14 protein-coding genes are annotated in these 14,101 nt (G+C 62.2%); 7 read left to right on the forward strand and 7 right to left on the reverse strand.

Translation table 11 applies throughout. The features are described 5' to 3' along the window. Positions 1 to 115: 115 nt before the first annotated feature. Complete coding sequence (gene rarD, locus D3870_RS16835; RefSeq protein WP_119740882.1) at positions 116 to 994, forward strand: EamA family transporter RarD; 879 nt, start codon at positions 116 to 118, stop codon at positions 992 to 994. A gap of 157 nt (positions 995 to 1,151) precedes the next feature. Then, positions 1,152 to 2,819 carry an energy-dependent translational throttle protein EttA gene (gene ettA / locus D3870_RS16840; protein WP_119740884.1) on the forward strand — a complete coding sequence of 556 codons (1,668 nt, stop codon included), beginning with the start codon at positions 1,152 to 1,154 and terminating at the stop codon, positions 2,817 to 2,819. A 36-nt stretch (positions 2,820 to 2,855) separates the two neighbouring features. Here the strand turns inward: ettA and D3870_RS16845 are convergent, their stop codons facing one another. Both D3870_RS16845 and D3870_RS16850 read right to left on the reverse strand, forming a co-directional pair. Next, positions 2,856 to 4,052, reverse strand: a complete 1,197-nt coding sequence (locus D3870_RS16845; protein ID WP_119740886.1) for a YopJ family acetyltransferase — start codon at positions 4,050 to 4,052, stop codon at positions 2,856 to 2,858. A 5-nt stretch (positions 4,053 to 4,057) separates the two neighbouring features. Then, positions 4,058 to 5,830 (reverse strand): lipase family protein, encoded by a 1,773-nt coding sequence (locus D3870_RS16850; RefSeq protein ID WP_147375815.1) that lies wholly within the window; start codon positions 5,828 to 5,830, stop codon positions 4,058 to 4,060. Positions 5,831 to 5,850: 20 nt separating this feature from the next. Between D3870_RS16850 and D3870_RS16855 the strand changes: the two genes are divergently transcribed. The 3 genes from D3870_RS16855 (at position 5,851) to lpxO (ending at position 8,350) form a co-directional block, all read left to right on the forward strand. Then, positions 5,851 to 6,858 (forward strand): hypothetical protein, encoded by a 1,008-nt coding sequence (locus tag D3870_RS16855; RefSeq protein ID WP_119740890.1) that lies wholly within the window; start codon positions 5,851 to 5,853, stop codon positions 6,856 to 6,858. A gap of 13 nt (positions 6,859 to 6,871) precedes the next feature. Further along, on the forward strand, positions 6,872 to 7,171 hold the full coding sequence (locus tag D3870_RS22150) for a hypothetical protein (protein ID WP_147375816.1): 300 nt from the start codon (positions 6,872 to 6,874) through the stop codon (positions 7,169 to 7,171). Between the two features lie 279 nt (positions 7,172 to 7,450). Beyond that, a complete protein-coding gene (gene lpxO, locus D3870_RS16860) occupies positions 7,451 to 8,350 on the forward strand; it encodes a lipid A hydroxylase LpxO (protein WP_119740892.1) in 900 nt (299 codons plus the stop codon). A gap of 27 nt (positions 8,351 to 8,377) precedes the next feature. Here lpxO and D3870_RS16865 read toward each other — a convergent pair whose 3' ends face one another. The 4 genes from D3870_RS16865 to D3870_RS16880 form a co-directional block, all read right to left on the reverse strand. Further along, entirely contained in the window at positions 8,378 to 9,442 is a 1,065-nt protein-coding gene (locus D3870_RS16865) for an SRPBCC family protein (protein WP_119740894.1), read from the reverse strand. Between the two features lie 203 nt (positions 9,443 to 9,645). Continuing rightward, positions 9,646 to 10,233 carry a hypothetical protein gene (locus D3870_RS16870; RefSeq protein WP_119740896.1) on the reverse strand — a complete coding sequence of 196 codons (588 nt, stop codon included), beginning with the start codon at positions 10,231 to 10,233 and terminating at the stop codon, positions 9,646 to 9,648. Between the two features lie 155 nt (positions 10,234 to 10,388). Beyond that, the gene (locus D3870_RS16875; RefSeq protein ID WP_119740898.1) at positions 10,389 to 10,691 is read right to left on the reverse strand and encodes an antibiotic biosynthesis monooxygenase family protein; all 303 of its coding nucleotides are present in this window, start codon (positions 10,689 to 10,691) and stop codon (positions 10,389 to 10,391) included. 98 nt (positions 10,692 to 10,789) lie between these two features. Beyond that, on the reverse strand, positions 10,790 to 11,968 hold the full coding sequence (locus D3870_RS16880; RefSeq protein WP_242490013.1) for a sensor histidine kinase: 1,179 nt from the start codon (positions 11,966 to 11,968) through the stop codon (positions 10,790 to 10,792). A 109-nt stretch (positions 11,969 to 12,077) separates the two neighbouring features. On the opposite strand from D3870_RS16880, the gene D3870_RS16885 reads away from it, so the two are divergent. Then, positions 12,078 to 12,443: a cupin domain-containing protein gene (locus D3870_RS16885; RefSeq protein WP_242490014.1), complete on the forward strand. Its 366-nt coding sequence runs from the start codon at positions 12,078 to 12,080 to the stop codon at positions 12,441 to 12,443. 108 nt (positions 12,444 to 12,551) lie between these two features. Next, positions 12,552 to 13,322: a phytanoyl-CoA dioxygenase family protein gene (locus tag D3870_RS16890; RefSeq protein ID WP_119742269.1), complete on the forward strand. Its 771-nt coding sequence runs from the start codon at positions 12,552 to 12,554 to the stop codon at positions 13,320 to 13,322. Between the two features lie 44 nt (positions 13,323 to 13,366). On the opposite strand, the gene D3870_RS16895 is transcribed toward D3870_RS16890, so the two are convergent. Continuing rightward, complete coding sequence (locus tag D3870_RS16895; protein ID WP_119740901.1) at positions 13,367 to 14,056, reverse strand: ArsR/SmtB family transcription factor; 690 nt, start codon at positions 14,054 to 14,056, stop codon at positions 13,367 to 13,369. Positions 14,057 to 14,101: the final 45 nt, after the last annotated feature.

Below are 14,101 nucleotides of genomic sequence, written 5' to 3' on the forward strand. Positions count from 1 at the left end.
GCGCGGGATTGCTGGGATAATGTGCGCTTGCTGCAGGCGTTTAGTTTCAGGCTGCACGGCGCAGTGTGCATCCACCGGGATGCACTCGCCCCCCTTCACAATCAATCGTCCCATCATGCATATTGGAATGCTCTACGCCGCCGCCGCTTACGCGATGTGGGGCGTGTTCCCGCTGTACTTCAAATCGCTGCAGGACATTCCGCCCGAGCAGATCCTGATGCACCGCATGGTGTGGTCGCTGGTGTTCGTGGTGATCGTGCTGGCGTGGCGGCGGCAATGGGCATGGCTGCGCGACGTGCTGCGCCGGCCGAAGGTGCTGGCCGGATTCGCCGCCAGTGCGGTGCTGCTGTCGTCCAACTGGTTCATCTACATCTGGGCGGTCAACTCCGGCAATGTGGTGGAAGCCAGTCTCGGCTATTTCATCAATCCGCTGTTCAATGTGCTGCTCGGCTTCGTGGTGCTGGGCGAACGCCTGCGCCGGGTCCAGTGGATCGCGGTGGCGCTGGCCGCCTGCGGCGTCGCCTGGCTCACCTGGCATGGCGGCACGCTGCCGTGGATTGCGCTGCTGCTGGCGCTGACCTTCGGCCTGTACGGGCTGCTGCGCAAGACCGCGGCCCTCGGCGCGCTGGAAGGATTGGCGCTGGAAACGCTGCTGCTGTTCCCGCTCGCGCTCGGCTACCTGATCGTGTTGAGCGTCCGGGGGACCAACGCCTTTGCGACCGCGTCCACCTCGACCCAGCTGCTGCTGGCGGCGGCGGGACCGATCACGGCGGTGCCCCTGCTGCTGTTTGCCGCCGGCGCGCGCCGCATTTCGCTGTCGGTGCTGGGCATCCTGCAATACATCGGCCCGACGCTGCAACTGCTGCTCGGCGTCTGGCTGTATCACGAACCCTTCGGCGGCGTGCGGCTGGTCGGCTTCGCGCTGATCTGGAGCGCACTCGCGGTGTTCTCGCTGGAAGGCTTGTGGAGGACATGGACCAGCCGCCAGGCGTGACGCCGAGCGGAGTGCCTGCAAGTCATTTTCACTGTCATTCCTCGCCATGCTCGGAATGACAACACATTGCAACAAGCGCGCATGACGACCCGGAGCCCGCGCGGCTCCCAACTGTCGTATCCTATCCGTTTTCCCTTTTTACACTCGCAGAAAAGACATGGCTCAATACGTCTACACCATGAATCGCGTGGGCAAGATCGTCCCGCCCAAGCGCCAGATTCTCAAGGATATCTCGCTGTCATTCTTCCCCGGCGCCAAGATCGGCGTGCTCGGCCTGAACGGTTCCGGCAAATCGACCTTGCTCAAGATCATGGCCGGCATCGACAAGGACATCGAAGGCGAAGCCGTACCGATGCCGAACCTGAACATCGGCTATCTGCCGCAGGAACCGCAGCTCGACCCGGAACAGACCGTGCGCCAGGCGGTTGAATCCGCGCTCGGCGAAATCTTCGAAGCGCAGGCCAAGCTCGACGCGGTCTATGCCGCCTACGCGGAAGAAGACGCCGACTTCGACGCGCTCGCCGCCGAACAGGCGCGCCTCGAAGCGATCATCGCCACCTCCGACGGCAACAACGTCAACCTGCAGCTGGAAATGGCCGCCGACGCGCTGCGCCTGCCGCCGTGGGACGCAAAGATCGGCGTGCTGTCCGGCGGCGAGAAGCGGCGCGTCGCGCTCTGCAAGCTCTTGCTATCCAAGCCCGACATGCTGCTGCTCGACGAGCCGACCAACCACCTCGACGCCGAATCGGTCGAGTGGCTGGAGCAATTCCTGCAACGCTTCCCCGGCACCGTGGTCGGCATCACGCACGACCGCTACTTCCTCGACAACGCCGCCGAGTGGATCCTCGAACTGGACCGCGGTGCCGGCATCCCGTGGAAGGGCAATTACAGCTCCTGGCTGGAACAGAAAGGCAACCGCCTGAAGCAGGAAGAATCCAGCGAATCTGCACGGCAGAAAACGATTGCAAAAGAACTCGAATGGGTGCGCCAGAATCCGAAAGGACGCCAGGCCAAGAGCAAGGCGCGTCTGGCCCGCTTCAACGAATTGTCCGAACACGAATACCAGAAGCGCAACGAAACGCAGGAAATCTTCATCCCGGTCGCCGAGCGCCTCGGCAATGAAGTGATCGAGTTCAAGAACGTGTCAAAGGCCTTCGGCGACCGTCTGCTGATCGACAACCTGTCCTTCAAGATCCCGGCCGGCGCGATCGTCGGCATCATCGGCCCGAACGGCGCCGGCAAGTCCACGCTGTTCAAGATGATCTCCGGCAAGGAACTGCCGGACAGCGGCGAAGTCGTGCTCGGACCGACAGCGAAAGTGTCGCTGGTCGACCAGTCGCGCGATCAGTTGGAGAACAACAAGACCGTGTTCGAAGACGTGTCCAACGGCGCCGACATCCTGACCGTGGGCCGCTTCGAAATGCCGTCGCGCGCCTACCTCGGCCGCTTCAACTTCAAGGGTGGCGACCAGCAAAAGATCGTCGGCAACCTGTCCGGCGGCGAACGCGGCCGTCTGCATCTGGCCAAGACCCTGCTCATGGGCGGCAACGTGCTGCTGCTGGATGAACCGTCGAACGACCTCGACGTGGAAACGCTGCGCGCGCTGGAAGACGCGCTGCTCGAATTCGCCGGCAGCGTGATGGTCATCTCGCACGACCGCTGGTTCCTCGACCGCATCGCGACCCACATCCTGTCCTTCGAAGGCGATTCGCAAGTCGTGTTCTTCGACGGGAATTATCAGGAATACGAAGCGGACAAGAAAAAGCGGCTGGGCGAGGAAGGCGCGAAGCCGAAGCGGATCAGGTACAAGCCGATTTCGCGGTAATTGCGCATTGCGCCGACCGGGTGGACGCGCATGCTTTCACCCGGCTTTCACGTGGATCTGTTCGATTGCCTCCTGCAGCCGGGCAGACGACTCGAGATTCGCCAGATGCGCCTTCGCATCTTCAAACAGCTTGATGCGCTCGACCTCGATTGCAGCACTGTATTGCCTGTCGCCCCTTCGCACCTGATGCGCAGCATGGTTGGCAAGCAGCGCCTTGGTGTCTTCCGATTGAGGCATCCCCTTCAAGGCGCGCGCTGAATGTGCGTGTCGGTACATTTCGGGCGGCAAGATCGACTCGCCATCGGCAATCAGGCGGCCGATATTCGGATAGTCGGGATTTGCCGCACCCGGCATTTCGCCGTCATCCTGCCGCTCCCGAATCCGGTTGGCGAAATCGTTCCGGTGCATGTCGATCGCCTGACACAAACTGAAGATCACGCAATCCGCTATCGAGTCTTGCGCGCCACTCGTGATATACGTGCACCTTGCGTCCGGGATTGCTTCCAGCTGCTCATTCAGTGCCTTCAGACCATCCTTGACGCCATCGTACCGGGCATGACCGGCATCGACGAATGTCAAATTCACACTTCCATCGCGCTCGAACCGAACGTCGGCGATGGCGTGATGAAGCGTCCCCATGCGCACAATCGCACGCTCATCGAACGGAAACAGAAAATCGCAGTCCGCGAATTCCAGCACTGCTTTTTTCAATTGAAGATGCTGCACAAGCTCCCGAGGCGAGTTGGCGCGCACCAGATTCAGCCCGGGATGCTTGGCGTTCAGTGCGAGGATAATCGCGCTCATTGCCGCGATGTCCTTGTGCGTGCTGAAGGTCGCCGGCTGAAAATTGTCTCGGAGCTTACGCACGGAATAGGTGATGTACGCACCAATCTCGTTCATCCAATCGCCATGGTCCGCCGTGTTCTTGAACAATGCCGTATTTTCTGCGCGAATGGCGTTTGCCAGCATGGCAAGATCTCTTCCGTGATCCGCATACCGGCCCAGGAAAGCGCCAATGGCTACGCCCATGTCGGGTTCTTGTGAATCCGAACGCGCCGTAAACATCCCCAGCTGCACCCTCAACCACGCCGGCGGCCGTGGCACATTAGAGCGACTGCCCGGATTGCCTGGTCGACGGTCGTGCGTCACTGCGGCAGCAGGATCGACCGCTTCCCGATCCGCGTTCACGCTCGGCAAGGTGCCTCGCAGCACCGATGTGATTGCCTTGAACATGGGGGTCACTCCACGCAAAAAACTTCTGCCTTCCCCGCCTCATGCAGTACCGAGTCGAAGAACAGCACATGGCTCCAGAGCGCGTCGGGGCCTGCATTCGCACCTTGCGCGAGATCGAGCCCAAGGACGTTCCGGGGCTCGCGGCCGACTATGCGACTGGTCAGCGTATTGCTCACCTCGGGCGCAGCCTTCATCCAGTAGCTGCTGCCGACATGCGATGAGTCTTGACGCAGCGGGGGCGAGACGTAGCTGCCGACCAAACCGGGTATCAGATCGCCTTCGACGGCATAGTGCCGAATGTGATGCTTTCCGAACGCGCGCCCCTGCTCGCCGAGCTCTTCGAGAATCCCCTGTCCCAGCTGCGGCGCGCTGAAACAGATCGCGCGCAGTCGACTTTTCAGCGCAGCATATGCCGCCTCGGCGCCGCCTTTGGAATGGCCGGTCAGGGAAATCTTCCAGCCGGTTCGCTCTGTGCTTGCGTGCTGCTTGACGAGTTCGGCCAGCATCGCGGCCTGGCGGTAACTATCGGGCGCCGTCATTCCTTCATTCAATAACTTTCCGGTCGCACTCGAAATATTGGCGAGCCATTGATGATGCGACAGTGGCAGATTCAATACCGAGCGGCTGATCGGACCCGTTTTGTGATATCCCGAGAAGGTGCCTCCAAACGCGATCGTGACCTCTTTCGTCTTCTCGTTGTTGAAGACTTGCGCAACGAAGCCTGTCTTGCCATCAAGCAACCGGCCATCCTCCAGTCGCTTCAGATTAGGAAAAGCAGCTTGCAGTCGGCCCATCACCGCATCCGGCAAGTCCATCGACTTCCAGGATTCGGGCGCGGTCCGTAACAAGTGCGGGCCGACCTTTTGGAGATTTTCCTCGGGCGCATCCTGATAGACCGTTTGCGCGAACGAAGCGTGAAGCACCATGTCATCAATCTCGTCGCGACCAAGCGTGGGGACGAAGTTTTCCGTGTGGTCGACGTGACATGCCGACGCCGCAGTCGCTTCCGGCTCCGGCTTGCGCGCCCATGCAGTTGCATTACGAAGCACGAACAGTGCGCCCGCCACGTCCGCACTCTGCCCGCCGAGCGTGTTGACAGGCTCCAGCACATTCCGCTGCGTTCGCATCGATGCATCGATTTCCACGCCGAAGGTGCGGCTCAACTCATCAACCTTCTGCAAACTCGCGGCCAGCCGGTCCGCCAGTTCGGTGGCCAGTTCGGGCATCATCTCTTTCAGGATCTCCGGCTCATGGCAAAACAAATCGTCCGGACCCGGATCTTCGCCGAACAGAAAATTTCTCACCACCGAAAGCTGGTCGACGCAGTCATCTGCCAAGGCATCCGCGTTCTTGACGCGTTCCGCGAGCGGCGGCGTCGACAGTTCCCGGGACAAGCTCGTGGAGGCGGGGCGTGACAATTCCGCATCGGAGCATGTCTGTGATGCGCCCCCGCCCCGCCACTTCAGCAACTCTGCCGTGCCAGCCGAATTCTTGCGAGAAGGAGGGGCGGCAGGATTCTCATCGGCACCAGGTTCAGTTCGCTTGTCGACGGAGGCCGTGACCGTGGACGCGGGGGCCGTTGGCGGCACATCAGCAACTCTTCTGAAATAGGTGCTCAGTGATGAAAGCATGGTGTCCTTTCGATTCCGGTCGAAGACCACTTCAAGACCGCAGTTGCACCATGAGTACCGCCAGCACCCCGCGCGGTTCCACCGCCGCTCGCGGATGGAACCGCCGAGCTTGTGCCGACATTCATCGAGACCGCAAATCCTTGCCATCCTCCACTTCGGGATCCGTCATGTTCAAATCTGCAATCAACCCCATCATCACCGCGTCAAACCGTTTGACGTCATCGAATGCGCTTGCGCGCCGTTGGACTCCGGCACAGATACAAGCGAAACGCTCGAACATCTCCACCATCGTGACGCATGGCACGGCAGGGATGCTGAAGAAGCTTGCGGCAGGCGGCGGGCACCGGACGGTGGTGACGGCCTCGACGCATGAGAAGCTCAAGCACATCGTGCCGGACAAGACCGCTCTGACAAGTGTCGCACCGTATCAGCGCCCCGATCTTTGCCATTTTCAGGCCGAGGACGTCGTCGGCGAGTGGCGGCAGAAGGCGGGTATCACGTCGCCCGCGACGAAGGTGAAACCGGCGCCCGAACCCGGCGCGCCGCGGTCATTGCGCGGCATGTGGGAGGCCTTCACGGCAAAGCTGGCTGCAATGACCGAGACAAGCATGGGATCGCGCACATTGAAAAGTGCCGAGGACCATCTCGCAACCTACGAGAAGCACGGCCCTTATGTATTCATTGCGGATGGACTGGGGGAGGCGTATGCCCACCATGCCATTGCCGTGTTTGCGGTAGTGAAGGCGGAAACCCCGCAAGGCACCCGGATCGTTGCCGGCACAGTGGATTGCAACGATCTGGCTTCCGACCCGCATACCGCCGCATCAAGGAAGAAGGCCAGGGAAACCGGCAAAGCGCATGTCAGCGAGCTCAGCATCGAGGAGGCAAACGAGAACGGCGCCCATCTCGCCCGCATTCGCCTGCTGGACGTCGAGTCCATGGCGATCCACACCATGGAACGGTACAAACTGCTTGCGCAACACGACACCGATTTTCTTTCCGGTTTGCCTGCGCATGTGCCTGAAGCCCGCTTTTACAAGGAAGGCATCGATCGACTCGCCCCCGGGACATTGCAGGAGTTGTCCGCACTCTTTGCGGAGCTTTACGACACCGACGAAGTGGAGAAATTCGGGGCCGCGGCCATCCGGACGGACCGCGGGGCCGGCCGCGCATAGCGATGCGTCGTGCATGGCGCCATCCGGCAGTGGCAATCTGCCGATGTTCAGGTGCGATGCGGTTCTCGCCACGGTCCGGTGCCGCGTCGATGGAGCCTCTCATGATCTGCATGAACATGCTCATGCTGAAGCTCCCCTCACCGAGCATGAGGATTGGCAATTTTTCAAGGCGGTTCTGGATGGGCAAGGATTTGCCGATCAGGACCACGCAGTAAGGCTTTCTGATCTGACAAGACGAATGCGACGGCGAAACGATAAGGGAATGACAGGCGTCAATCCTGAATCCGTCATGGATCTGAGCGCATTGCGGTAACGGTGCGGGTCGTGGTTCCGCATTTCCGCACTTGCATCGAGAACAACATGAGCTGCAATTGATGGCAAATTCACACCACGCCGGAGTGCGCGTTCGACACGCAAGGTGATTTCTCTTGTCAAAACAAAGGGATGTCGCTTCCCGCACTTGTACCTACAATGCCGGAAGAAGGCACAATGTCGGGCTAGCTGGTGCATATGCCCGCGCTTGCAGCACCTGCCGGTGCAGCAATGGCAACATGCTCTTATCCATCACTGAACGTTTTTTAGCGAACTCCCTATGAAATGGTTTGTCGTCGGCATTTATGCCCTTTCCATCTTCCACATCCATTTTCGCGGCAAGGTGCGCCTGCCCTTCTTCCGGCAGATCTTCGATCACTCCTCCTTCGTCGCGCCGGTCAACACCTTCATGCACATGTTCTCCAGCGTGCCGTCCACGCCCTATCTGTCGGCGAAGGAATTTTCCGGCCTCGATCTGCTGGACAAGAACTGGGAGATGATCCGCGACGAGGCCGTGAATCTGCGCGAGATGCATCGCATCAAGGCCGCGGAAAAGAATGACGACGCCGGCTTCAATTCCTTCTTCAAGAATGGCTGGAAGCGTTTCTACCTGAAGTGGTACGGCGCCAGCCATCCTTCGGCCGAACGCTTCTGCCCGAAGACGGTGGCGCTGTTGCGCGACATCCCGTGCGTGAAGGCGGCGATGTTTGCGGAATTGCCGCCGGGCGGCAAGCTGAACATGCACCGCGATCCGTTCGCCGGTTCGCTGCGCTATCACCTCGGCCTGCTGACGCCGAACGACGACCGCTGCTTCATCGAAGTCGATGGGCAGCGCTACAGCTGGCGCGACGGCAAGAGCGTGGTGTTCGACGAAACCTACATCCACTGGGCGCTGAACGACAGCGACGGCGACCGCATCATCCTGTTCTGCGATATCGAGCGGCCGATGCGCTACCGCTGGGCGCAGGCGATCAACCGCTGGCTGGGCCGCACGATGATGACGGCGGCCAGTTCGCCCAACGACACCGGCGACCAGACCGGCGGCATCAACAAGCTGTTCCGCTTCGTCTGGGCGGCGGGCCAGTATCGCCGCCGTTTCAAGGCATGGAACAAGACCGTGTATCGCCTCACCAAGTTCGCGCTGATCATCGGCGCGGCGGCCCTGATCATCTGGGCCTGACACCTGCAGACGCCTGCGGGCAAGCCGTCATTCCTCGACGCGGCTCGCCTTCACGTCCCCTGATCCGCTTGCGGACTCCCCTTTCCCGAACAGCAGGCGCGAGATCGTTTCGCGCGTTCCCGACGCCGCCGCATCGGACGGCAGTTCGCCGGTTTCGATCAGCCATTTGAAGCGCCGCAGGTCGTCGTCGATCTGCGCGGCCGGATCTGCGCCGAACACGCGCGCAATCCATGCGCCGGCCATGCCGCGCGGCGGACTGTATTGAAAGTCCACGCGCAGCATGGTGCCGCGTCCGTCCGGGGCCGGCTCGAAGCGGACGGTGCCGCCATGCTCCTCGCCGGAACCCTCGACTGTGCGCCATGCCAGCAATTCCCCGGGGCGGTCGGCGATGATTTCCGCGTCCCACTGCATGCTGGCGCCGATCGGTGAGCGCGACTTCCAGCGCCAGCGGTTGCCGTCGATGGCCTGCACCGATTCGACATGTTTCATGAAGCGCGGGAAGTTCTGGAAATCACGCCAATAGCGATAGCACTGCTCGGGCGAATTGCTGACGCCGATCGCCTTCTCGATGCGCAGCGGCGCGTGGTTCCACTGGCTGCGCGGCAGGCTGCGCACGGCGCGCGCATGCTGCACGCTCGACAGCACGTCGAGCAGGGTGACGCCGGCCACGGCGGCCGTGGCGATGCCGACGCGGCTGCGCAGAACGCTGGTCGATCTTCCGGCGGCGACGCCCAGCAGCGTCAAATCCATCGCGTCGCCCGCCACCCGCGTCCAGAGCCACGGCGCGGCTTGTCGCTGGCTGAGGAGGCCGGCCCCGGCAGCGATGCCGCGCGCGCCGACGGCGCGCATCAAGAGCGGCCGGCCCGATACGCCGATGAGACGCGACATCGTGCGCGGCGCGAGCAGCTGCAATACGCCGAGGCCGATGCTGAACCAGCCGAGCGTCTTGATCAATTGCAGGTTGGGATCGGCCCCGTAGGTGCGGTAACGTTGCGGCGCGTGCGGATCGCGCTGTGAAAAGGGGAAATTGATTTGCGGCAAGCGATGCCGCGTGGTGGCGGTGCGAGTGGGTCCGGCGTGTCTGACGCGCATTGGTTTTCTCCGTTGCGCCGGCCACTGCGAGTGATCTTGCTGATTCGACCCGGACCGGCGAATGAACGATGGCAGCCCGGCGCGGGTAACAGCCGCCGTCTGGGCGTCAGGTTAGTCCGGTTTTATGCGCAACTGGTTCCCGCCGGTCATGCCAGGCGCGATCGCGGCCCGGCACAGACTTGCGTTGAAGCATTGTCGGTCTGTCAGGCATTCAGCTGCGGGCCGTCGGTGTTGCCGGACGCCTGCTCGAAGTGTTCCCATGACAGCTCGGTGGCTTCCACCTTGGGGATGTACTTGTAGTTCTCCAGACCTTCGTTGATGTATTCGTCGGTACCTGCCGCGACCGATACCGGCGCTTTCCCGCCTGCGACCGCTTCGGGGGCGGGCGCGTCCTGCGCGGCGGCTTCTCCGGCTGCGGCGGTGTCCTTGATTTCCTTCACCTCCTTGATCGGGAAGCGCCAGTAGACCTTGCCCAGCTCCTGCCCGCAGGCCTTGCGCACGTGTTCCTTCAGAGTCATCTCGATGATGTGCGACAGGCGGAAACGCTTCATCGGCTCGGATTCGATGAAGGCGGTGTATTGGCTCTTGCCCGGCAGGCGCGTGCAGGACGTGGCGACGTTGACGCCGCTGCGCTTGAAGTAATCGATGATGGCGGCCGCGACATCGGCGACATGGCGCTGCTCGCGGCGCGCCTTGAGCCTGACGCTGGCCGCATAGAGCAGAATGCCGGCCGCGTTGACTGCCAGCAGCAGGAGAAACGGCAGTGCGAGGGCGTCAAGGGAAAAGGACATGCTGGTTCAATCTCTGTTCAAAAAAGGCCACTGCCGGCACGGGCCGGGCGCATCAAATGTTGTCAATTCGACACCACACGCAAAATGCGCGGCCATGATGGGTATTTACGACCGCATGTGCCGCCGACTTTAGCCGCCGGCGGGCATGCGCGCGATCAGCGCGATTTGGTCAGCAGCGTGAAGTGCTCGACCGTCGGCGGCACGGCGAAGTAGGGGCCGACCATGGCGCGCCACTCCTGGAAAGCGGGCGACTGGCGGAAATCGACAGTGTGGTTTTCCAGCGTTTCCCAGAAGATCGTCAGCAGGTAACGCTCCGGCGATTCGACGCCTTTGTTGACTTTATAGCCACGAAAACCCGTGGCGCGGGAAATGACCCGGTCCAGACCGCGCTGGATGGCGGCGTCAAATTCCGCCTGCTTGCCAGGCTGGATGCGAATGTCGGCGAGTTCGAGAATCATGAGGTGGTCCGTTGGGTGGAATGCGATAACCGGAAGTTGGTCGAGCGTAACGCAATCCTGTTCCTCATGGCAACTCCGCCAGGGAGTTCAGCCTGCTCTCAGGTTTGCCGCGCCGGCAATGGCGCAATGACGGCATCCCCTCCCATGCCGGTCGCAACATCCGGCACCCCATGCGCGCGCATCGGTATGGACAGGTGCAGCACGGTGCCCTCGCCCGGCGCGCTGTCGATGCGCAATTCGCCGCCCAGCATGCCGATGCGCTCGGCCATGCCCACCAGTCCGAACCGGTGCGCCTTGCGGCGGTCGTTGGGGTACATGCCGACGCCGTTGTCGGTAATCACCATCCACAGCTGTCGGCCGTCGGTCCGCATGTCGATGCTGACGCTGGTCGCGCATGCATGACGGCGAATATTGGTGAGCGATTCCTGCAGCACGCGGAAGATCGCAGTGGCCTGCATGTCGTCGAGCGTCGCGCCGTGATGGTCCATCGTCAGCTCGCATTCGATGCTGCTCAGACGCCTGAATTCATTGACCTGCCATTCGATGGCGGCATGCAGGCCGAGGTCGAGCACGGCCGGCCGCAGGTTGTTGATGATGGCGCGCACCGATTTCATCGTGGTATCGATGTGACCGAGCGCCGCGCCGATCTTTTCGTTGAGATTGGGATGCCGCTCGCTGGTGCGCGCATGCAGGATCGAGACATCGAGCCGCAGCGCCAGCAGGTTCTGCCCGAGGTCGTCGTGGATTTCGCGTGCGATGCGCTTGCGCTCGTCTTCGCGGATTTTTTCCTGGTAGGCGGCGAGCTCGCGCAGAATCGCCTGCGATTGCCGCAGCGCCTCTTCCGCGCTCCTGCGCTCGACGATTTCCCCTTCGAGCTGGGCGATCACTTCGTGCATGCTTTTCCTGCTCGGCAATTGCAGCATGACCGGGATCAGCGGCCACAGCACGGCCGCCGCCGCAACCGCCATCACCGCGGCGACTGCCTTGATGATCGCGCCAGACCAGCCGGCAGGATGCCACTCTGTCCCGATCTCCACGAAATGCATGACGCCGCAGATGACATAAAACACCGCGAACGCCAGAAACATTCCATTGAACTGCAGGTCCTTCCTGTGACGAATCAGATAGAGCACCGAGGCGGCAATCGCAAAAAAAGCCAGTCCGATAATTGCGTCGGACAGCAGATGCGTCAGCAACAATTCCGCGGACCAGGGATGGGGGTGTCCGGGCGGATTGAGGCCTGCATTCGGGAACCATCGGTTCAGCGTGTCGGTCAAGGTGCATCCTCCTTTGCCTGGCAGCTTTATTGCACGAGAATAACCTGATTGCAGCGGGCATTACGCGCCGTTGTTACATTTCGAATCACAATTGCTCACATTTAACAACATGACAACAAATTCAACATCGACAGACATGGATACGGGAAACCTGTTTCAACACATTCCAGCCACGCTGCCCGACGAATTGACCGATACGCTGGTCAGCGGCAGACAGCTGCGGATCGAGCGCATCGTCTCGCGCGGGCACGCTTCGCCGCCCGGTTTCTGGTACGAACAGGACAGCGACGAATGGGTATTGCTGGTCAAGGGCGAGGCCGGCTTGCGTTTCGAATCGGGCGACCGCCTGCTCCACCTGACCGAAGGCATGCACGTCCACATCCGCGCCGGCGAACGGCACCGGGTGGAGTGGACGAGCGACGCCGGCGACACGATCTGGCTCGCCGTGTTCCATGAGGCCGACCAGGCGCGATGAGCGCCGCATGCAATCGATCATTGCAGCCTGATCAGGCCATGCTCCCCGCAGAACCGGGCAGAACCATCGCGAATGCGTTAACGTATGCACGGCAAAGGATTCATCGACATGGAAACAGCATTAACTGACACACAACTTACACAGTTCAAACACGACGGCTATCTGATCTTCAGGAACATGGCGACGCCCGCCGCCTGCGCGCAGATGTCGGCGGTCACGGCGGAACATCTGCAGCAGGCGGTGCCGCCGCTCGAATACGAGGCCGAGGTCGGCTATCCCGGCGCGCCGAGTTCGCTGGATGCGCCGGGCGGCAGGACCGCGCGCCGACTGCGCGACGCCTGGCACCGCCACGAATGCTTCCGCGCCTGGGCCGGGGACCGGCGCATCGTCACGCACATGGAACAGATTTTCGGCGAACGCGCCTGTCTCGCGCTCGCGCACCACAACTGCGTGATGACCAAGCATCCGCACTTCGGCACGGCGACCGGCTGGCATCGCGACATCCGCTACTGGTCGTTCGCGCGGAACGACCTGGTGACCGTGTGGCTCGCGCTCGGCACGGAAACCGAAGGCAATGGCGCGCTGCAAGTCATTCCGGGCTCGCACCGGCTCGACATCCAGCGCTCGCAGCTCGACGAGCTCGACTTCCTGCGCCCCGACGTGGAGGAAAACCAGGCCTTGTTCAGGCAGGGCATCACGCTGGAACTGCAACAGGGCGACGTGCTGTTCTTCCACAGCGGCCTGTTCCATTCGGCCGGCACCAACGACAGCGATGCGGTGAAGACCTCGGTGGTGTTCGCCTATCGCGGCGCAAGCAATCTGCCGAGGGAAGGCAGCCGCTCGGCGGCGGCCGGCGACGTGCCGCTGGGCGCGGACTGACAAGGCGGGCTCCTGAAGGCGCGGATGCCGCAGGGTGCACCGATCTAGAGGCGCAGATCGAAGGCTTGCTGCAGGCCTTCCCTGCCCTGCGGTGACAGCTGCAGCACGCGCGTCTTTTGCACCCGCATCAGCCAGCGGCGCTGCAGCAATTGCTGCAGCAGGGCCGCGCCGAGCGCGCCGCCGAGATGGAACTGGCGCTCGCTCCAATCGAGGCAGCCGCAGGCGAACTGCCGCTTGCTGCCGCGCAGCGCATCGAGGTCGATGCCGAGATCCTCAAACGCCTTTTCGCCGCGCGGCGATAGCGCAAAACTCTTGTCCGCGCGCCGCAGCCATCCCTTGTTCTCCATCTTCAGCAGCAGCGTGACCGCCAGCTCGCCGGCCAGATGGTCGTAGCAGGTACGCGCAAAGCGCATGGCCGGCGGCGTTCCTTTCGACGCAAGCAGCGCGCGCACGGCGGGGCGCGGGCTGATCGCCGCCAGCGACTCCAGCGCCAGCGCGACCGTGTGATCGGCAAGCCGGTAATAGCGATGCCGGCCCTGCGTTTCCACCTGCAACAGTTGTGCGTGGACAAGTTTGGAGAGATGGCCGCTGGCCGATTGCGCGGAAACATTGGCCGCAAACGCCAGTTCCCCCGCCGGCCGCGCGCGGCCGTCGATCAGCAGCCACAGCATGGCGGCGCGCGCCGGATCACCGAGCAGCGCAGCGACCGTGGCAATGCCGGTTGCGGATTCCATGATTCACCTCGCGATGAAATATCGAACGGATGACGATCGTATCAT

The sequence above is a fragment of the Noviherbaspirillum cavernae genome, from assembly GCF_003590875.1.
GTDB lineage: Bacteria > Pseudomonadota > Gammaproteobacteria > Burkholderiales > Burkholderiaceae_D > Noviherbaspirillum > Noviherbaspirillum cavernae.

Bases quoted from the DNA above. Each gene is read 5' to 3' on its own strand.
- rarD (WP_119740882.1), top strand. From the start codon at position 116: ATGCATATTGGAATGCTCTACGCCGCCGCCGCTTACGCGATGTGGGGC.
- ettA (WP_119740884.1), top strand. From the start codon at position 1,152: ATGGCTCAATACGTCTACACCATGAATCGCGTGGGCAAGATCGTCCCG.
- D3870_RS16845 (WP_119740886.1), bottom strand. From the start codon at position 4,052: ATGTTCAAGGCAATCACATCGGTGCTGCGAGGCACCTTGCCGAGCGTG.
- D3870_RS16850 (WP_147375815.1), bottom strand. From the start codon at position 5,830: ATGGCAAGGATTTGCGGTCTCGATGAATGTCGGCACAAGCTCGGCGGT.
- D3870_RS16855 (WP_119740890.1), top strand. From the start codon at position 5,851: ATGTTCAAATCTGCAATCAACCCCATCATCACCGCGTCAAACCGTTTG.
- D3870_RS22150 (WP_147375816.1), top strand. From the start codon at position 6,872: ATGGCGCCATCCGGCAGTGGCAATCTGCCGATGTTCAGGTGCGATGCG.
- lpxO (WP_119740892.1), top strand. From the start codon at position 7,451: ATGAAATGGTTTGTCGTCGGCATTTATGCCCTTTCCATCTTCCACATC.
- D3870_RS16865 (WP_119740894.1), bottom strand. From the start codon at position 9,442: ATGCGCGTCAGACACGCCGGACCCACTCGCACCGCCACCACGCGGCAT.
- D3870_RS16870 (WP_119740896.1), bottom strand. From the start codon at position 10,233: ATGTCCTTTTCCCTTGACGCCCTCGCACTGCCGTTTCTCCTGCTGCTG.
- D3870_RS16875 (WP_119740898.1), bottom strand. From the start codon at position 10,691: ATGATTCTCGAACTCGCCGACATTCGCATCCAGCCTGGCAAGCAGGCG.
- D3870_RS16885 (WP_242490014.1), top strand. From the start codon at position 12,078: ATGACAACAAATTCAACATCGACAGACATGGATACGGGAAACCTGTTT.
- D3870_RS16890 (WP_119742269.1), top strand. From the start codon at position 12,552: ATGGAAACAGCATTAACTGACACACAACTTACACAGTTCAAACACGAC.
- D3870_RS16895 (WP_119740901.1), bottom strand. From the start codon at position 14,056: ATGGAATCCGCAACCGGCATTGCCACGGTCGCTGCGCTGCTCGGTGAT.